16 protein-coding genes are annotated in these 18,913 nt (G+C 69.2%); 5 read left to right on the forward strand and 11 right to left on the reverse strand.

Annotated features, from left to right (window positions below; genetic code table 11):
• Positions 1–176 precede the first annotated feature (176 nt).
• A complete protein-coding gene (locus ABD793_RS38790; protein WP_344868572.1) occupies positions 177–758 on the reverse strand; it encodes a TetR/AcrR family transcriptional regulator in 582 nt (193 codons plus the stop codon).
• A gap of 164 nt (positions 759–922) precedes the next feature.
• Between ABD793_RS38790 and ABD793_RS38795 the strand changes: the two genes are divergently transcribed.
• Together ABD793_RS38795 and ABD793_RS38800 are read left to right on the forward strand one after the other, a co-directional pair.
• Positions 923–2,383 carry an MFS transporter gene (locus ABD793_RS38795; protein WP_344868573.1) on the forward strand — a complete coding sequence of 487 codons (1,461 nt, stop codon included), beginning with the start codon at positions 923–925 and terminating at the stop codon, positions 2,381–2,383.
• Between the two features lie 38 nt (positions 2,384–2,421).
• Positions 2,422–3,876 (forward strand): carboxylesterase/lipase family protein, encoded by a 1,455-nt coding sequence (locus tag ABD793_RS38800; protein ID WP_344868574.1) that lies wholly within the window; start codon positions 2,422–2,424, stop codon positions 3,874–3,876.
• Between the two features lie 164 nt (positions 3,877–4,040).
• Here ABD793_RS38800 and ABD793_RS38805 read toward each other — a convergent pair whose 3' ends face one another.
• Positions 4,041–5,057, reverse strand: coding sequence for an Lrp/AsnC family transcriptional regulator (locus ABD793_RS38805; protein ID WP_344868575.1), 1,017 nt, complete (start codon positions 5,055–5,057; stop codon positions 4,041–4,043).
• A gap of 83 nt (positions 5,058–5,140) precedes the next feature.
• Between ABD793_RS38805 and ABD793_RS38810 the strand changes: the two genes are divergently transcribed.
• The gene (locus tag ABD793_RS38810; protein ID WP_344868576.1) at positions 5,141–5,857 is read left to right on the forward strand and encodes an SDR family NAD(P)-dependent oxidoreductase; all 717 of its coding nucleotides are present in this window, start codon (positions 5,141–5,143) and stop codon (positions 5,855–5,857) included.
• Here ABD793_RS38810 and ABD793_RS38815 read toward each other — a convergent pair.
• The gene (locus ABD793_RS38815; protein WP_344868577.1) at positions 5,839–6,513 is read right to left on the reverse strand and encodes a GntR family transcriptional regulator; all 675 of its coding nucleotides are present in this window, start codon (positions 6,511–6,513) and stop codon (positions 5,839–5,841) included. The two genes, ABD793_RS38810 and ABD793_RS38815, sit on opposite strands and share 19 nt — an antisense overlap.
• An 84-nt stretch (positions 6,514–6,597) precedes the next feature.
• Here ABD793_RS38815 and ABD793_RS38820 point away from each other — a divergent pair, with 84 nt between their 5' ends.
• Complete coding sequence (locus ABD793_RS38820; protein WP_344868578.1) at positions 6,598–7,569, forward strand: YbhB/YbcL family Raf kinase inhibitor-like protein; 972 nt, start codon at positions 6,598–6,600, stop codon at positions 7,567–7,569.
• Between the two features lie 57 nt (positions 7,570–7,626).
• On the opposite strand, the gene ABD793_RS38825 is transcribed toward ABD793_RS38820, so the two are convergent.
• The 7 genes from ABD793_RS38825 to ABD793_RS38855 form a co-directional block, all read right to left on the reverse strand.
• Entirely contained in the window at positions 7,627–8,262 is a 636-nt protein-coding gene (locus ABD793_RS38825; RefSeq protein ID WP_344868579.1) for a DUF2306 domain-containing protein, read from the reverse strand.
• 202 nt (positions 8,263–8,464) lie between these two features.
• Positions 8,465–9,892: a GH1 family beta-glucosidase gene (locus tag ABD793_RS38830; protein WP_344868581.1), complete on the reverse strand. Its 1,428-nt coding sequence runs from the start codon at positions 9,890–9,892 to the stop codon at positions 8,465–8,467.
• A 13-nt stretch (positions 9,893–9,905) separates the two neighbouring features.
• Positions 9,906–10,922 carry an ABC transporter ATP-binding protein gene (locus ABD793_RS38835; RefSeq protein WP_344868582.1) on the reverse strand — a complete coding sequence of 339 codons (1,017 nt, stop codon included), beginning with the start codon at positions 10,920–10,922 and terminating at the stop codon, positions 9,906–9,908.
• Positions 10,919–11,917: an ABC transporter permease gene (locus ABD793_RS38840; RefSeq protein ID WP_344868583.1), complete on the reverse strand. Its 999-nt coding sequence runs from the start codon at positions 11,915–11,917 to the stop codon at positions 10,919–10,921. The genes ABD793_RS38835 and ABD793_RS38840 overlap by 4 nt, the downstream gene beginning before the upstream one ends.
• A gap of 3 nt (positions 11,918–11,920) precedes the next feature.
• Positions 11,921–12,901 carry an ABC transporter permease gene (locus ABD793_RS38845; RefSeq protein ID WP_344868584.1) on the reverse strand — a complete coding sequence of 327 codons (981 nt, stop codon included), beginning with the start codon at positions 12,899–12,901 and terminating at the stop codon, positions 11,921–11,923.
• On the reverse strand, positions 12,898–13,977 hold the full coding sequence (locus ABD793_RS38850; protein WP_344868585.1) for an ABC transporter ATP-binding protein: 1,080 nt from the start codon (positions 13,975–13,977) through the stop codon (positions 12,898–12,900). Before ABD793_RS38850 ends, ABD793_RS38845 begins: the two co-directional genes overlap by 4 nt.
• Before the next feature lie 2 nt (positions 13,978–13,979).
• The gene (locus ABD793_RS38855) at positions 13,980–15,644 is read right to left on the reverse strand and encodes an ABC transporter substrate-binding protein (protein ID WP_344868587.1); all 1,665 of its coding nucleotides are present in this window, start codon (positions 15,642–15,644) and stop codon (positions 13,980–13,982) included.
• A gap of 525 nt (positions 15,645–16,169) precedes the next feature.
• On the opposite strand from ABD793_RS38855, the gene ABD793_RS38860 reads away from it, so the two are divergent.
• Complete coding sequence (locus ABD793_RS38860) at positions 16,170–17,636, forward strand: hypothetical protein (protein WP_344868588.1); 1,467 nt, start codon at positions 16,170–16,172, stop codon at positions 17,634–17,636.
• Positions 17,637–17,678: 42 nt separating this feature from the next.
• Here the strand turns inward: ABD793_RS38860 and ABD793_RS38865 are convergent, their stop codons facing one another.
• Positions 17,679–18,881: an ROK family transcriptional regulator gene (locus ABD793_RS38865; RefSeq protein WP_344868589.1), complete on the reverse strand. Its 1,203-nt coding sequence runs from the start codon at positions 18,879–18,881 to the stop codon at positions 17,679–17,681.
• Positions 18,882–18,913 lie beyond the last annotated feature (32 nt).

Below are 18,913 nucleotides of genomic sequence, written 5' to 3' on the forward strand. Positions count from 1 at the left end.
TCCCTCACACCAAGATCATCCGATCACATGTCACCACGTGCACAACCGCCCCGGGCAGCACAGCTAGGGCCGGTCCGACCGAGGTTTCAGTGGTGGTCCGGGGAGTGCGCCGGGCGAGCCGGCGGTGCAACGGCCAACTTTGTCCATTGCTGAACCGCGGAACCGATCCGAACCACCTACGTCCGGGTGGGGTGCTCGGCGGTCCGGAGGGGGAGCCCGTCGAGCATGATCTGGATGATCGGTTCGAGGTAGTCCCGGGTGCCGGGGATCTTGGCAATGGCGACGATCATGTCGAAGACCTGCTCCAGTGTGACGTCGTCGCGGACTTCACGGGCGCGCTGTGCGGCGGCCAGCAGTGGACGGCCGGCGTCGAGCGCCTGCTCGCGTCGGCTGGCCGGGCCGTCCCCGTCGGTGTGCGCCAGCAGTTCGGAGACGATGAGACGTTTGTGGGAGATGAAGTCGACCTGCAGGCGCAGCCAGGCGTTGAGGGCCGCTCCGGGCGTCTGCCCGTCTTCGATCACCGCGGCTTTGCAGATGGCCTCGACCTCATCGGCGTAGAGGGCTTCGAGTAGTTCCCGCCGTCCGGGGAAGTTGCGGTAGAGCGTGGCCATACCGACGCCCGCGCGCCGGGCGACCTCGGCCATGGAGATGCCGGTGTCGCCGTCGGCGAAGGCCGCGCGGGCCGCGGCCAGTACCTTGTCGCGGTTGCGCTCGGCGGCCGCCCGCCGGGTGGGGAAGGCCGGCTTGCCTGCGGTCATCACTGCGCTCCGATCCCTGTCGTCTCGTGCTCGGCGCCGGTCCGCACTCGGCGCCCCCTGGTGGACAGCCTATCCGGTATTGCCGTACCGTTGGTGGAGAGGTTATCCGCCATTGTCTCCGGCGGGCCTCGGCAGACATCCGGCCAGTGCGGAGGAGCTTCCCCATGCCTCGAGAACGTCTACCAGGCGCGACGGCCACGCCGCCCGGCCCGCCTGCCGCGCAGCAGGTCGCCAAACCCCGCGTGCCCCTGGCCTTCGTCGCGGTGATCGCCTGCGTCGCGCAGTTCATGGTGGTGCTCGACTCCAGCATCGTGAACGTGGCACTGCCGTCGATGAAGACCGGACTCGGCCTCTCGGCCACCGCGCAGCAGTGGGTGGTGAACGGCTATCTCATCGCGTTCGGCGGCCTGCTCCTGCTGGCCGCGCGCGCCGGCGATCTGTTCGGCCGCCGCCGTGTCTTCCTGATCGGCTTGGTCGTGTTCACCGTGGCCAGTCTCGTCGGCGGCCTGGCCACCCAGGGATGGATGCTGCTGACGGCGCGCGTGGCACAGGGAGTGGGTGCCGCGGCGCTCGCCCCGTCCAGCCTGAGTCTGATCACGGCCAGCCACACCGAACCGGCTCAGCGCACCCGCGCCATGACGTGGTGGGGGGTCGCCGCCTCCAGCGCCGGTGCGGCGGGCATCGTGCTCGGCGGCCTGCTGACCGCTTCGCTGAGCTGGCGCTGGGTGATGCTTGTCAACGTGCCCATCGGCGGCTGCCTGCTCGCGGCCGGTCTGCTCGGTCTGCAGCCCTCGGAGTCGGCTGCGACCCGTGCCCGGATGGATGTCCCGGGTGCCGTGACGATCACCCTGGCCGCGTCGGCGATCGTCTACGGCGTATCGGTCGCCCCGGACCGCGGCTGGACATCCGGGCCGGTCCTCGCGCTGCTGGCCGGGGGAATCGTGCTGCTCGCCGCGTTCGTGGCGATCGAACGGCGCACCGGCGAGCCGCTCATCCCGCCGGACGTCTTTTCGATCCGCAACGTGCGCGTCGGCAACGTACTCACCTTGTGCATGGGTGCGGTGATCACCGCACCGCTGTTCTTCCTCTCGCTGTACCTGCAGCAGGTGCTCGGCGAGAGCGCACTGAGGACCGGGCTGTCGTTGCTGCCGATGGCGTCCGTCATCAGCATCGGTGTCCTCGTCTCCCAGAAGCTGATCCCGATACTCGGCCCGCGCCCCATGGTCGTTGCCGGCTGTCTGGTCGCCGCCGCGGGGCTGGTGTGGATGGCCCGGCTGCCCGCGCACGCCGGCTACGTCGGCCACGTCCTGCTCCCCACCGTAGTCATCGGTGTCGGCACGAGCCTGACGATGATGCCGGCGATCGTCGCGGCCACCACCGGGGTCTCCCCGCGCAACGCCGGAGTCGCGTCCGGTCTGCTGAACATGTGCCGCCAGCTCGGCGCGGCCCTCGGTCTCGCCGCACTGGTCACCGTCGCCGCCACGGTCACCCACCACAGCACGGCGGCCGGCGCCACGGCCGTCGTCGAGGGCTATCGCGTCGCGTTCTACGGCATCGCCGCGATGAGCCTCGTCACCGCCCTTCTTTCGCTGCTACTCCAAGGAAAAGACGCGAACGCGCGGTGACCGAAGCCGGAAAACCCTACGAAATCGAGGAAACAGTCATGGTGGTGCACACTGAACATGGCCTGGTCCAGGGACTGGATCGGCACGGATACCAGGAATTCCTCGGCATCCCCTACGCTGCCGCGCCCTATCCGGAGCACGCGTTCGACCCGCCTCGCCCGCTCAACGCGTGGGACGGCGTCTTCGAGGCCACTGCCCCCGGCGCGACGGCAGCACACGCCCAGGTCACCCAGGATCTCTTCCCCGATCCCGTCGTCGAGGGCGTCAACCCGCTCAACCTGAACGTCTACGCGCCTGCGGACACCGGCGGCCCGTACCCGGTCCTGGTGTGGCTGCACGGCGGCGGGTTCTTCAGCGGAGGCAACGCCAGCCCTTGGTACACCGGCGAGTCCTTCGCTCGAGACGGCGTCGTACTCGTCGTACCCAACTACCGCCTTGCCGCCGAAGGGTTCATGCTCCTCGACGACAGTGTGGCCAACCGGGCCCTGCTCGACATCACCATGGCGTTGCGCTGGGTTCGCGACAACATCGAAGCCTTCGGTGGCGACCCGGCCAACGTCACTGTCGCCGGACAGTCCGCCGGGGCCACCGCCACCCTCGCCCTGTCCGGCTGTCCCGGCGCGCGGGGGCTGTTCCGCCGCCTGGCCGCGATGAGCGCCGGCATGCCACTGCTCTCCTCGCTCACCAGAACGCACGAGCTGTCCGAGGATTTCGCTGCATTGCTCGGCACTCCCCGGACACGCGCCGCGCTTCTCGGCGCACCGGTTCGGAAACGCCTGGAGCTGGAGGCCACCTGGTTGCCGCACGAAGTCCGGACACCCCCGGCCGACGCCGATGCCCGAGCCCGTCGCCTACGGCAGGATTCCCTGCGCTGGCAGCCCACTTTGGACGGAACGGTCATCTCCGCCTCGCCCTACGACGCGCTCGCCGAGGGAACCCTGGACGCGCTCATGATCGGCACCACCGCCGAAGAGTGGAACTTCATGCTCGGCCCCGGAAAACCCGCTGCCTCCGCCGAGGCGTGCCGGCAGGGGTTCGCCAACCTCGGGCTCACCGGCCAGGACCTGGCGGAGTATCTGCGCGTCCTGGAGACGGACAATCCGGGGCACGCGCTCGCGCAAGCCCTGACCGACCGCAACTTCCGCACCCCCGCACGCGAGGTCGCCGACGGCGCCGCGAAGGCCGGAATTCCCACCTATGCTTACCAATTCGCCTGGCCCGCACCCGGGCTCGGCGCTGCCCACTGTGCCGATCTCCCGTTCGTCTTCGACCACCTCGACGCTCCCGGCGCGGCCAACCTGCTGGGACCTGGTGCGCCGGCTCAACTGGCGACCGCTCTGCACGGCGCACTCGTGCGCTTCGTGTGCGACGGCAGTCCCGGCTGGAGCACCTATGACACCGAAACCCGTCCGGTCATGGTGTTCGACGAGAGGACACGGGAAATTCCCGACGCCTTCACCCTGCCACCCGACCAACTGCGGCGGACACGATGAGGGACCGCCTCGTTGCGGCGCCGGTCTCGGCCCGGCGCGCGCCACCAGCGGATCACGCCTTACCTGTCACGCCACAACGGCAGGGTCGCGCACGGCAACCGGCCCCTGGCCGAAGACGTCCTTTATGCCCGTCGATTCCGCGCCGCGACCACCTGGAGCAGCCGCTACGGCTCGACGAGTCGGTCACCGGAGAGCCGCGTGCCGGCTTGTTTCACGTGTTTGAGTATCGGGGAGACTTCCATGCGCTGGAGCCCGTCCAGCGAGCCGAGGCGGTCCGAGGTGAACTCGAACAGTTCGTCGAGGTCCCGGCAGAGCGCGACGGCGTGAATGTTGTACGGGCCGGAAACCGCTGCGGCGAAGCCGATTTCGGGTTGCTGCGCGAGAGTGCGGCCGACGCTCTTGACCGCCGAGGGATGCACGCGCAGCCAGAGGATCGCCCGTGCGTGGTAGCCCAGCGCGGACGCGGAGATCTCCACGTCGATGTGCACGACGCGACGCCGGAGCAGGCTTTGCAGACGACGTGCGGCACGGCCCGAGGTCAGCTCCGCTGCCGCGGCGAGATCGACGAGACCGGCCCGCCCGTCCGCGGCCAGCACGGCCAGCATCTTCTCGTCCGCGGGCGTGAGGTGCACGGGTTCCCGGGCGACCACCGGCATCTCCGGGAACGGAGTGCCCTCGGTGCCGAGCCGCGCCTCCTGCTCGTGGGTCAGCGTGCCGCGCAGCGCCGCCCAGTAGTGGCCGCGCCCGCCGAGGAACTGCCGGAGCATCGCGGACGCGCTGATGTCGAGCACCGCCGCCGTGCGCGGAAGCCGATGGCCCAGCAGGTCGTCGCGTTGTTCCGCGGTCCACGACCGAACCGCGAAGGTGATTTCCGAGCCCGCGGAGCCGAGTGCCACCCAGCTGACGTCCTCGCGCTTGGCGAGCGCGTCGGCGATCGCCGCAACGCTGCCGGGACGGCAGCGCAGCCGCACCATCCACCTGCTCTGTCCCAGCGCCCCCGGATCGGCGATACCGGCGACCCGGATGCTGCCGTCGGCGCGCAACCGGCGGTAACGGCGGCTCACCGCCGCCTCGGAAAGGCCGAGCACGTTCGCGATCACGGCGAACGAAGCCCGCGGAGCAATCTGGAGCGCGCGAATTATTTGCACATCTACCGGCTGCAGGGAGACGGATTCGGCCATATGCCCTCCTCAGATTGCGATGATTCCACAAAACGAGCCCTTCGACACGTCTCGAAGCCCGACCTCCGGTGAAGATGTGCAGCATGACTTCGAACGATTCGGACCAGCACACTCCGACCGCCTTCATCGCCGGGGCGTCTCGCGGCCTGGGCCACGCGATGGCGGCTGAACTCCTCGACCGCGGATGGCACGTCATCGGCACGGTCCGGGACATCACCGCCCGTACGCCCTTGCACGAGCTGGCAGACAGCGCCGGCGGACGCGTGTCCGTGGAACATCTGGACATCAACGAACCCACACACCTGGCACCACTGCACGAGCGACTCGCGGACCGGCAGCTCGACCTGCTGTTCGTCAACGCGGGCACCACGAACAACACGCGGACCCCGATCGGCTCGGTCCCGACCGGCGATTTCGTCGAGGTGATGGTCACCAATGCGCTGAGCCCGATGCGCGTTCTCGAGGCCTTCGAAGACCTGGTGTCGCCGGCCGGACTGATCGGCGTGATGTCCTCGGGGCAGGGCAGCATCACGAACAACACGAGGGGCGGCGGCGAGCTCTACCGGGCCAGCAAGGCGGCGTTGAACATGTTCATGCGCAGTTTCGCGGTCCGGCAGGCCGAGACGGACCGCGCGTTCGTGCTGATGGCGCCGGGCTGGATCCGCACCGGCCTCGGCGGACCGGATGCGCGCTACACGATCGAGGAGAGCATTCCGCTGGTGGTGGACGTTCTGCTGTCGCGGATGGGCAAACCCGGCCTCGAATACCTGGACCGTTTCGGTCAGACCGTGCCTTGGTGAACACCGTCGACGAGCGCAGCCGCAGTGAGGCCGAGATGCCGCACCAGTGCCCCGGCCGCCCGTGCGCCGTCGCGCGCCAACGCCATCCGCTCCAGTTCCGCGTGCTCGGCCAGGTGGTCGCGCGCCGGCGTACTCGCCCCCGACCAACGGCGGTACAGCTCGCTCGCGGTCCACAGCCGTTCGAAGGTGTCGAGCAGGATGTCGTTGCCGCACGCTTCGAGCAGGGCCCGGTGGAAGCCGTGGTGCGCAGTGGCCCACTCGTCGCGGTAGTGGCGGTCGCCCTTGGCGTCGTGGGGCGGGGTGCCCGCCAGCCGGTGGTGCGCGGCCCGCACCCCGGCTTCCCACTCCAGGTCGCCCCGGCTGATCGCCATCCGCAGCATGACCGGCTCCACCGCGGCCCGCGCCTCGGCCAGTACCTGCCAGCGTGCATCGTCCGCCTGCGGAACCACGAAACCCCGGTTCGGCAGGCGTTCGGCGAGCCCCTCGCCGACCAGGCGCACCAGCGATTCCCGGACCACCGCGAGACTCACCCCGCGCTCGAGCGCGAGCTCGTTCGGTTTGAGCGGCTGTCCGGGGTGGAACTCACCGTGCAGGATCGCCCCGCGCAGCGATTCGTACGCGTACACCGAGGGCGCAATGCCGTCCTTCCTTGGCATGCCTTGCACGCTAGCAAGATAATCGATTATCTGTAAAGTAGTCGACGATCCGGCAGCAGTACTCAGCGGCAAGGAGACTCCCCGATGACCACCCCCGACCCGTTCGCACGCCTTCCCGAGGCACGCAGCTTCACCCTGACCAGCACGAGCGTGCAGGACGGGCAGCCGTTACCCGGCGCGCAGCTGGCCGGCGAGGACATCAGCCCCCAGCTGTCCTGGAGCGGTGCCCCGCTGGGCACGAAGAGCTACGCCATCACCGTGTACGACCCCGACGCGCCGACCATGTCCGGCTTCTGGCACTGGGCCGTGGTCAACATCCCGGCCTCGGTCACCTCGGTGCCGGCGGGGGTCGGAGCGGAACTCCCCGAACCGGCCTTCACATTGTCCAACGACCTCCGGCTCGCCCAGTACTCCGGCGCGGCCCCGCCTGCCGGGCACGGACCGCACCGGTACTTCATCACCGTGCACGCACTCGACGTCGAGGACCTCGGCGTGCCCGCGGAAAGCACCCCGGCGGTACTGGACTTCACCATGTCCGGGCACATCCTCGGCCGCGCCACCCTGGTCGGCACGGCGGAAACCCCCGGCCCCGAACGGATCGAGGTCTCCCGGCTGATCCCGGCCCCGGCCGGGGAGGTGTTCGCGGTGCTGACCGATCCGTTGGGCCACGTGGACATCGACGCGTCCGGCATGCTGATGGACGCCGAAGGGGAACCAGTGCGCCAGGCAGGCGACCGGTTCCTGGTGCACATGGACCGCGAAGCCCTCGGCGACGTCGCGCTCGGCAAGTACGACCTCGAGGTGGTCATCACCAAGCTCACCCCCGGCGAGGAGATCGCCTGGACCGTCGAAGGCGGACGGCGGCCCTACATCCGCCACATCTACGGCTACCGGCTGGAGCCCAGCGAAGGCGGCACGCTCGTCACGTCCTATTACGACTGGTCGGAAATCGACGAGACGTGGAAGGCACTCAACATCTTCCCGGTCGTCCCGGAGTCCGCGCTCAAGGCGACTCTCGGCATTCTCGAACGCACCGTCCGCCGCCGCGGCGCATGAGCAGAGGTGGCGTTCGGTGTCCCCCAGGCACCGAACGCCACCCGCGTCCCCCTCGGCTCAGGCAGCCACTGCCGGACGTGGCTTGCGGTCCAGCCAGAGCTGCGCCCCGATCAGCACCACCGTCCAGCTCACCCAGCCGGAAAGCGCGGCGATCGACTGGCTCAATGCGATCTGGCTGCCCCCGAACGTGGTGGCCAGCTGGGGTTCCAGGAATACCACCGCGCCCGCGGTGACCACCCGGTTCAGGATGATCGAGAAGGTCAGCGCGAAACTGCGGATCATCCAGCGCCGGTGGTCGCCGAACCGGCGTTCGCGGGCGGCTCGGTATCCGGCGAAGGTCGTGCCGAGCCACAGCACCGCCAGCATCACGTTGCTGGCCCTGGTGGCCGGGCCGAACGGGCTGGTCGCCCCGATCGTCAACGCCAGCACCGCGGACGGCAGGACTCCGCCGAACACATAGGCCCGCCCCGACCAGCGGTGCAGCACCGGGAACCTGCGCCGCACCCACGGCCAGATCTGCACGACCGAGGTGATCATCGCGATCGACCCGAACACCACGTGGCCCACGAGGATCCAGTAGTGCTGCGGGAAACCCTCCGGTGCGGGCACCCGCGACTGAGCCGGATCGAGCGCAAGATACGGCGGCAGCGAGTAGCCGAGGAAAGCGATCACCAGCAACGCCAGCGGTCCCACCCACGGCCGCCGCCACCAGGAGCGCCGTGCCTGCGGCCGGCCTGCCGGTGGTGCCGGAGGTTGCGCCTGAGGTGGTCGAAGCTCCGTCCCCGCGGTCATGTCCGCCACTCTCCCTCGTTCGTCCGGCTGACCCTTCCGAATCTAGGACGGACGAGGGAGCGCAACCATGGTGCGTGCTGCCGTCACCGGGGTGGGGGCAGCCCTACCCTCGGTCAGGTGATCGCTGCCGATCCCGGACGCGGCGGACGGTGTCCCGGAAGAAGTACCCGCTCTGCTTGATCGTGCGCTGCTGGGTTTCGTAGTCGACCCGGATCAGGCCGAACCGTTTCGCGTAGCCGTAGGCCCATTCGAAGTTGTCCAGCAGTGACCAGGCGAAGTAGCCGCGGATGTCGGTGCCCTGCCGGCGGGCCTGCGCGACCGCGGCCAGGTGCGAGGCGAGGTAGGCGGTCCGGCCGCCGTCGGCCACGTACCCCGTTTCGTCCGGCTGGTCGTCGAAGGCCGACCCGTTCTCGGTGATGTAGATCGGCAGGCCGGGGTAGTCCCGGCCGAGCCGGGTCAGCAGCTCGGTGAACTTGCCCGGCAGGATCTCCCAGCCCATCGCCGTGGTCGGTTCGCCGAAGGGCACCTCGCGCTGCACCGGGGAACCGTCCTGCCCGATCGTGCGGCCCTGCTCGTCGACGCCGGAGAGCTGGACGCCGAAGTAGTAGTTCACGCCGAGGAAGTCCAGCGGCGCGGAGATCACCTGCAGATCACCGTCCTGCACCGGCAGTTCTGCACCGCGCGCGGCGAGGTCGGCCTCGATGTCGGCGGGGTACCGCCCGTGCACGAGCGGATCCAGGTAGATCCGGATGCCAAGGCCGTCGGCGTTGCGGGCGGCTTCCCGGTCGGCCTCGCTGTCGGTGGCCGGATCGTTGGTGCTCATGTTGAGCGTGATGCCGAACTGCGTTTCCGGCGGCGCCGCCTCGCGCATCCGCTGCGTGGCAAGGCCGTGGCCGAGCAGCAGGTGGTGCACCGCCTGCATCCCGGCCGCGAAGTCACGGCGGCCGGGGGCCATCACGCCGTTCACGTAACCGTGCATTGCCGAGCACCACGGCTCGTTGAGCGTGGTCCAGTGCCGCACCCGGTCCTTCAGCCGGTCGAAGACCAGCATCGAGTAGTCGGCGAAGCGGTATGCGGTGTCCCTGGACGGCCAGCCACCCGCGTCTTCCAGCTCCTGCGGTAGATCCCAGTGGTACAGGGTGAGCCACGGGGTCACGTCCCGGGCCAGCAGCTCGTCCACCAGCCGCTCGTAAAACCCGATACCCGCCTCGTTGATCGCGCCCCGGCCGTGTGGCTGGATCCGCGGCCACGCCACGGAAAACCGGTAGGAGTCCGCGCCGAGCTCCGGTACCAGCGCGACGTCGGCGGGCATCCGGTGGTAGTGATCGCAGGCCACGTCACCGTTGTCGTTGTTGTCGATCGCCCACGGCACCCGGCAGAAGGTGTCCCAAATGGACGGTGTACGTCCGTCCTCGGCCACCGCGCCCTCGATCTGGTATGCGGCGGTCGCCACGCCCCACCGGAAGTCCGTTGGCAGCGTGTCGATCAGCGCCTGCTGTTCGCGGGTCGCCGCGTCGGTGGTCTCGGTCAAGGGATCTCCTTCTCTACGAGTGGACTGCGGCAGGCCGGTCGGCCGGATGCAGCCAGCACGCGACCGTGCGGCCGGCGTCGTCGCGGTCGGCGGGCACGTCCAGCACCGGGATCTCGGTGTGGCACCGGTCGAACGCATGCGGGCACCGTGGTGCGAACGCACACCCCGGCGGCAGCGCGCGCTGGTCCGGCGGGGAACCGGGAATCCCGGTCAGCTCGCGGCGCGGGCCGCGCAGCGCGGGGAACGAGTGCAGCAGCCCGTCGCTGTAGGGGTGCAGTGCATCGCGGTAGAGGTCCACCCCGCGGGCCTGTTCCACGATCCGGCCGCCGTACATGATCGCGATCCGGTCGGAGAACTCGACCAGCAAGGACAGGTCGTGGGTGATGAACAGCACCGAGAAGCCCAGCCGTTCCCGCAGTTGCACGAGCTGCGCGAGAATCTGCCGCTGCATCACCACGTCCAGCGCAGTGGTCGGCTCGTCCATGATCACCACGCGCGGTTCCAGCGCGAGCGCCATCGCGATCATCACGCGCTGGCGCATCCCGCCGGAGAGCTGGTGCGGATAGGCCTCGAGCCGGTCGACCGAGATCCCCACCAGCTGCAGCAGTTCCCGTGCCCTGGCCAGCCGGGACGCCTTGGTGCTGCGCGGATCGTGCGCCTTGAGCACGTCGACCAGCTGGGTCGAGACCTTGTGCACCGGGTTCAGCGAGTTCATCGCGCCCTGGAACACGATCGACGTCTCGGCCCAGCGGAAGGCACGCAGCTGCCGGGGGGTCATCCGCAGCACGTCGCGGGGTGGCCCGTCCTCGGGGTGGTAGAGCACCCGTCCGCCGCGGATCACCCCCGGCGGCGGAAGCATCCGGGTGAGCCCGTAGGCCAAAGTGGACTTTCCGCTGCCGCTTTCCCCGGCCAGGCCGAGCACTTCGCCGCGGTGCAGGGTGAGGTGCACGTCCTGTACCGCGTGCACGGCTTCCGCGCCGAGCCCGTAGTCGACGTCGAGACCCTGGATTTCGAGTACCGGTTCGTTCATCGCTTCTCCCGGCCGAGCACCGGCGTGAACCCGACACGCAGGCGAACGGTCTTGCCCTCGGCGTTGCTCGCCCTGGTCTTGCCTGCCGAGCGCAGCCGTGGGCTGACGAACTCGTCGATGCCGAAGTTCAGCAGGGACAACGCGGTGCCGAGGACCGCGATCGCGAGCCCGGCAGGCACGAACCACCACCACGCGCCCTGTGCCAGCGCCTGCTGGCTCTGCGCCCAGAACAGGATCGTGCCCCAGTTCCACTCGGAGAACGCGGACACCCCGACGAAGGCCAGCGTGATCTCCGACATCACCGCGAACACCACGGTGCCCACGAAACTCGACGCGATCACCGCGGTCAGGTTGGGCAGGATCTCGAAGAAGATGATCCGCCACGTCGGCTCGCCGCTGGCACGTGCGGCCTCCACGTAGTCCCGGCGGCGCAGCGAAAGCGTCTGCGCCCGCAGCACCCTGGCACCCCATGCCCACGAGGTGAACCCGATGACCACCGCCACCAGGTAGTCGCCGCCGCTGGGCAGCGCGGTGCCGATGATGATGATCAGCGGCAGTGCCGGGATCACCAGGAACACATTGGACAGTGCGGACAGGCCCTCGCTCGCGGTGCCACCGAGGTAGCCGGAGGTGACCCCGACCAGCACCGCGAGGATCGTCGCGACGACTCCCGCGGTGATCCCCACCAGCAGCACACTGCGGGTGCCGACCAGCACCTGGCTGAACACGTCCTGGCCGAGGTGCGTGGTGCCGAACCAGTGCCTGCCGGACGGGCCTTCGATCAGGTCGTTGCTGCGCGCGGACGGATCATAGGGCGCGATCCACGGCCCGATCACCGCCAGCACCACGAACAACGCCAGCACGACCAGGCCGGTGAGGGCCTTGCCGCCGGAGAGGAAGCGGAACCGGCGCCGCCGTGCCGCCGGTCCGACGATCGCATCGGCGGGCAGTGGTTCCGGGGCGGCTGCCTTGAGGTCGGCTGCGGGTACGGCCACGGCTCAGCCCTCCTTCCGGGTGCGCGGGTCGAGCAGCAGGTACGCCACGTCCGCGAACAGGTTGGCCACCAGCACCGACAGCGTGATGATCAGGAAGATCCCCTGCATCAGCGGGTAGTCCTGTGAGCCGACCGCCTGGAACAGCTCGTACCCCACGCCGGGATAGGAGAACACGATCTCCACCAGCAGCGTGCCGCCGACGATGAACCCCAGTGCCAGCGCGAATCCGGACACGCTCGGCAGCAGCGCGTTGCGCGCGGCGTAGCTGACCATCACGCGCCGTTCCTTGAGGCCCTTGGCGTGCGCGACGGTGATGTAGTCCTCCGCGGCAACGGTGACCATCATGTTGCGCATGCCGAGGATCCAGCTGCCCATCGAACTGATCAGGATGGTGATCGCGGGCAGCAGGCTGTGCTGGATCGCACTGCCGATGAACGTGCCGTCGAGGCCGGGGACCAGGCCGGGGTCGTAACCGCCGGAGGCGGGGAAGAAGCTGTCCGGTCCGGCCAGCAGGGTGATCGCGATCAGGCCGAGCCAGAAGTAGGGCACCGAGGACAGGAATGTGGTCACCGGCAGCAGACCGTCCACCCAGGACCCGCGCCGCCAGCCTGCCAGCACGCCGAGTGAGGTGCCGATCAGGAAACCGATGATCGTGGTGAGGCCGACCAGGATGATCGTCCACGGCAGGCTGTCGCCGATCACCTCGGACACCGGAGAGGGAAAGAACGTGAACGACAGCCCGAGATCGCCGTGCAGCAGCTGGCCCCAGTAGTGGAAGTACTGGGTCACCAGGCCCTGGTTCTTGTCGAGTCCGAAAAGGACGTACAGCGACTGGATCGCGTCCGCGCTCAGCGTGCCTTGCGCCTTGGTGACCAGGCTCTGCACCGGGTCGCCGGGGATGAGCCGCGGGATGAAGAAGTTGATGGTGACCGCGGCCCACGCGGTGAACACGTAGAACGCAATGCGCTGGAGCAGGTACCTCACGAGGTCACCGCCGCGTCGTAGAGCCAGCACGCGGCCCAGTGCCCCGGCCGGTCGGCCACCTCGAACCGCGGCGGCAGCTCGATGCGGCAGCGCGCCATGGCCACCGGACAGCGCGGATGGAACCGGCAACCGGACGGCGGGGCGATCAGGCTCGGCGGTTCGCCGGACCCCTTTTCCGCCGGAGCCGCGCTTTCCGCGTCCGGCGCGAGCCGGTCCGGATCGGGCGCGGACTCGATGAGCAGCCGGGTGTAGGGATGCGCGGGCTGCTGCGTGACGGTCTCCGAGTCGCCGCCCTCGACCATCCGCCCGGCGTACATCACCAGGGTCTCGTCCGCGAAGTAGCGCGCGGACGCGATGTCGTGCGTGATGTAGAGGATCGCGAGGTGCAGCCGTTCCTTCAGATCGCGCAACAGGTTCAGCACGCCGAGCCGGATGGAGACGTCCAGCATGGACACCGGCTCGTCGGCGAGCAGTGCCTCCGGATCGGCGCCGAGCGCCCGCGCGATCGCCACCCGCTGCCGCTGCCCGCCGGACAGTTCGTGCGGAAATTTGTCGACAAATCCCTCCGGTGGGGTGAGCTGCACCCGGGTGAGCAGTTCGTGCAGCGCCTGTTCCTGGTCCTGCGCGGTGCTCCCGGCACGGCCGTGGATCTTCAGCGCACGCGTGAGGTGATAGCGCACGGTGTGCACCGGGTTCAGCGACGCGAACGGGTCCTGGAAGATCATCTGCACCCGGCGGCAGTAGGCCCGGAAAGCCTTGCCGCCCTTGACCGTGACCGGTTCGCCGTGCAGCCGGATCTCCCCACCGGTGCGCGGGTGGAGCTGGGCCAGCAGGCGCGCGACGGTCGACTTGCCCGAACCGGACTCGCCGACCAGCGCGGTGACCCGGCCGCGGCGGAGCGTGAGGTCCACGTCGTCGACCGCGCGCACGGCACGCCTGCCCCTGGTGAGCATTTCCCTGCCCCGCTTGCGGACCGGGAAGTGCTTGGTCAGGCCCTCGGCCGAGAGCACCACCGCGGGTGGAGTGCAATCGCCTGTCACCGGCTCCCTGGTGGCCACCGCGTTGTCCTCGGTCATGCTCAGGCGGCGGGCTTGAGGTGCAGGACGATGTCGACCGCGTTGCGCAGCGTCGGCTGCACCGGTCCGTACTGGTCGGCCTCGTCCGGCCAGCCGGTCCAGTTGCGCGTGCTGTACTCGCCACCGGAGTTCGCCGCCATCAGCGGGATCATCGGCTGCTGCTCGATCATGATCTGCTGCAGCTTGGCCATCGCGGCGGAGCGGCTCGCGTCGTCCGGTGCGTTGGCATAGGTCTGCAGGGCCTGGGTGGCCTCGGCGTTCCGGTAACGGCCGTAGTTGCCGTTGATGCCACCGGTGCCGGTCGGCTTGTACCGCTCGCCGTCCATCACGTCGCGGTACATGTCGTACGGGCTTGCCCCGTCGTTGGTCCAGTGCAGCACACCCTGGTAGTCGCCGGTGTCCACGGACTTGGTCCAGGCGTCCTGGTTCACCTTGCTCACCGTGGCGGCGATCCCGATCTGCGCCAGGTTGTCCTTGATGATCTCCAGGTCGGTGATGTAGTCCGACCACCCGGACGGCACGCTCACGTTCAGCGTGACCGGCTTTCCGGACGGGTCCACGAGCTGGTTGCCGTTGAACGTGAAGCCCGCACCGGTGAGCAGTGCCTTCGCTCCGGGCACGTCCATCTTGACCGTCTTGCCCTTGTACTGCGGCGCAATCCAGGAATCGCCTGCCGGAGAAGGGATTCCGGTGACCTGATCGTCCTTCGGGTAGAAGTAGCCCGCCTCGCCCTGGTTGAAGATGTCGTCGCGGTTGATCACCTTGTTCACCGCCTGGCGCAGCTTTGCGTTGTCCCACGGCGCCTTCTCGGTGTTGAACCACAGGCCGTGCACCGCGAGCTGCGCCGGGAACCACAGCTTGTAGTGCTCCGGATCGCGGTTGACGTACACCGTCTTGTAGTTCGGGATGAACACGAAGCTCCACTCGGCCGCGCCACTGGTGAGCGCGGAGACCTGAGCGTTGTTGTCGTTGTAGGAGGTGTAGCGGATCTCCTTGACCTTCGGCGCTTCCTGCCAGTAACCACTGCGCCGGCTGATGGTGACCGTCTGCGGCGTGAAGGATTTCAGCGTGTAGGGACCGGTACCGACCGGTTTCTTCACGGTGTCCGTCGCCGGATCCTTGATCTGCGTCCAGAGGTGTTTCGGAACCACGATCGTCTGCAGGATCTTGACCTGGTTGACGTACTGTGAAGCGGCGAAGGACAGCGTGACCTGGTTCCCGCTCGCGCTGATGTCGCCGTAGGGCACGGAATCGATGTTCAGCGCCTTGTTGTCGCGCAGCAGCTGGAAGGTGTAGGCGACGTCCTGTGCGGTCATCGGGGTGCCGTCGGAGAACTTGACCCCGTCTCGCACGGTGACGACGAGCTTGCGGTAGTTGTCCGACCAGTCCCACTTCGTTGCCAGCCAGGGCTTGCCGTCCTCCTGCGGCTTGACCCGGTTGAACATCACCAGCGGCTCGTAGATCATGAACCGGTAGCCGAGCGAGGCGGCCGCGGACGTCTCCAGGAGCGGGTTGTTGTTCTCCGACTGCGGCCCGTTCGGCATCCCGACGTTGAGCACGCCGGCGGCGCTGCCCCCGGCACGCGAGGATCCCCCGCCGCAGGCGGCGAGCCCGGTCATGGCCACCACGGCGACGAGCGCTGCGACGATGGAGCGCCTGACTCGCATGCGTCCTCCTAGATCTCGGTACGACCGCCACCACCGGCCCGGCCGCGCGACAGGAGGAGTCAACCGGGGTGACTCGGGTCACGTCAATAACGTGCCGGTAACATTTTGTGCCTAAGTTTAAGTTCTGAAAGAAAGGGTCCGGACTGCTCGCTCCCTCGCCGGTGCGGATGAATCTACTGGTACTGCAAGGGTTTTCGCCTGCGACAGGACTGTCCGCGGTGCGCGTCCGGCCGGTTGCGGACGCGGTGTAGTGGTTCAGACCTATCGAATAATGTGCAGCCGGCCGGCCGGAGGTCCAGACCTGTGCCGTTACCGGCGAAGAGGAGCGGCCGGACGGCCCAGCCACGGCGGGGCCATTTGACGTAACCACTTCGGCGTTCCTCGCCCAGCCTGTCGTATCGGATGCGAGCGGGCGGGCAGCTTCAACGAGCGGCCGCTGCGTTCGACTTCCGCCGGCCGGCGAGGTCGCGGCACCGGGATTGGCGAATGGCGGAATCGGCACGAGTGCCCCGGCACTGTGGGATCGTGCCTTTCGTGGATGTCGAGCTTGCCCGACCGGCGCTGACCGAGGTGGAACGTGCGCTGGTCGACCACGTGGAGCGCGGTGCCGTGCTCGATCTTGCCGAGGACGAGACGATCGACCGGACCGAGATGCGGTCGTGGGACACGTCCCGGGCGGTACGGGCGGCGGTGGTGCGGGACATCCTGCGGGGTCGGCTGGCCCCCGAACCCGACCCCCACGGGCTGCGCCTGCGCGGAGCGCGCATCACGGGCCGGCTCGATCTGGAAAACCTCACCAGTACCGTCGCGCTGGAACTGCGCGACTGCCTGCTGTCGGACGGGCTGATTGCCCGCGACGCACACCTGCCGACGCTCGACCTGACCGGGAGCGTGCTGGAGCACCCGCATGCGGCCCCGATGGCCGCAACCCGGCTCACCACGACCGCCCTCTTTCTCGACCAGGTCGTCGTCGAAGGGCACAGCGCCAGTGGTGCGGTGGACATATCGGACGCCCGGCTCGGCGCACTGCAATGCTGCGGAGCGAAGCTGTGCAACGACTCCGGACCCGCCGTCGACGCGGAACGCATGCAGGCGGACCAGAGCGTGTTCCTGCGTGACGGGTTCGAAGCAGTCGGAACCGGCAAGCAGGGGACGGTCCGGCTGCACAGCGCCCGCATCGGCGGTCAGCTCAGCTGCCAGGGTGCCAAGCTGCGCAACGACTCCGGACCCGCACTCCATGCGGAACGCTTACAGGTCGGCGAGAACGTGTTCCTGCGTGACGGGTTCGAGGCGATCGGAGCCGGCGCGGTCACCGTCACTCTGTCCGGTGCCAGGATTGACGGACTCCTGGTGTTCCAGCCGGCACGGCTGGAACATCTCACCAACCCATCGGCGCGGTTGAACGTGGACGGCCTCGTCTACTCCGAGGTCCCGGCGGGCCTCACCACTGACGACTGGTTGCGGCTGCTACGCGGGGGAACGCCCTTCTACGCCGCTCAGCCCTACCAGCAATTGGCCGCCGCGCACCGCGCTGCCGGACACGACGACCAAGCCCGGCGGGTCCTGCTGGCCCAACGTCGCGACCAGGTTCTTCGGCGGGCGATCACGAGCCGTGCCGAACGCGCGTGGGTCCGCTTCACCGGGCTGACCCTCGGGTACGGCTACCAACCCTGGCGTGCCCTGATCGGCCTCGTCGCGGCCATCGCCGTCTCGGTCGTCCTCGCCTGCGCACTCGGCGGTCACGGCGGCCTCACCCAAGTCCGGAACCCGCCGGCACCGGGCCCCGCGCCCTGCACTCTTGTCGAACGCATCGGGATCGGCCTGGAAGTCGGCACTCCCCTGATCACCCCCGGCACCCGCACCCACTGCGACACCACCGACGGCGCCACCGGACAAATCCTCACCGCGACCGGATGGGCACTGCGATTCGGCGCCTGGGCGTTCGCCACCCTTTTCATCGCCGGATTTACCAGCGCCGTCCGGAAGACCTGACGTCCGCCCCGCATCGCCCGGCACACGGCGTGGCCGGGCGGCTCAGGCTGCGGTGCGGCCGCCCGAGGCGAGCAGGGCTTCGATCGGCAGGGTGGCCGCGCCGAGGGCTACCGCTTCCGGACCCAGGTGGCCGGGTTCGATGGCGGTGGATTCGGCCAGGTAGGCCAGTGCGTGCCGGGCCGAAGCGGTTCGGACGTGCGCCACGACGGCCCGGCCCAGTACCGCACCCGCCGAGCCCGCCAGCACGACCCGGTCGGGGGCCAGCAGGTTGATCAGGTTCGCGATCCCGATTCCCAGATACTCACCGGTCTCGGCGAGCGCTTCCGCGGCTGCGCCGGAGGTCCTCGCACGGGCGGCGACCTCCGCGAGCTGCGCCTCGGCCTGTCCGCCGTGCACCGGTTCCGAACCGGGCTTGTCCAGGTAACGGCGCACCACCGCCTCCGCGCCGACGTAGGCCTCCAGGCAACCCCGCGAGCCACACCGGCAGTCCGCACCACCGGACTGCACCACCGTGTGTCCCCATTCGGTGGTCGTGATCGCCGGGAACGAAGCACCGCCGGTCACGAACGCGGCGCCCACGCCGACGCCGAGCAACGCGATCACCGCACGTTCCGCGCCCCGGCCGGCGCCCCGCCACATCTCCGCCTGGCCGAGGGTGCGGGCGCGGTTGTCCAGGTGCACCGGCGCGGCGACGGGCAGATGTGCCCGCAGCAGGTCACCGAAACCGATCCCGGCCCAGCCGAGCGTCGGCGCGTGCACGACGCCACCATCACGCACCGCGCCGGGTACTCCGACGCCGACGCCGAGCACCCCGTCCGGTGCGACCCCGCATTCCCCGAGCACCCGCGTCACCTCGGCACGCACCTGCCGGGCCACCTCCACCGGCTCGAGATTCGTACCGCCGAGCGGCAGCTGCACGGTGGCGAGCGTCTCCAGCGCGCAGTCGAAAAGCCCCACGCACACATGCGTTTCGCCGACGTCGACGCCGACCACCCTGGCGAAGTCGGGACGCACGCGCAGCAACGTGCGGGGCCGCCCGCCGTCGGACTCCACGGACCCGGCCTCGGCGACCAGGCCGTCGGCGATCAGCTCGGCGACCACGTTCGTGACCGTCGCGGGACTCAACCCGGATTCCGCCACCAGTTCGAGCCTGCTCGCCGGGCCACGCAGGTAGAGCGAGCACAGCAGGGCCGCCCGGTTGTGCCGCCGCAAGTCGCGGGTCGTCTGCCGCAGCACCCTCGTCACCGGGGCGATTGTGCCAGACGCCCATCCGTTCG

The organism is Amycolatopsis ultiminotia (assembly GCF_039536925.1).
GTDB classification, from domain to species: Bacteria; Actinomycetota; Actinomycetes; order Mycobacteriales; family Pseudonocardiaceae; genus Amycolatopsis; species Amycolatopsis ultiminotia.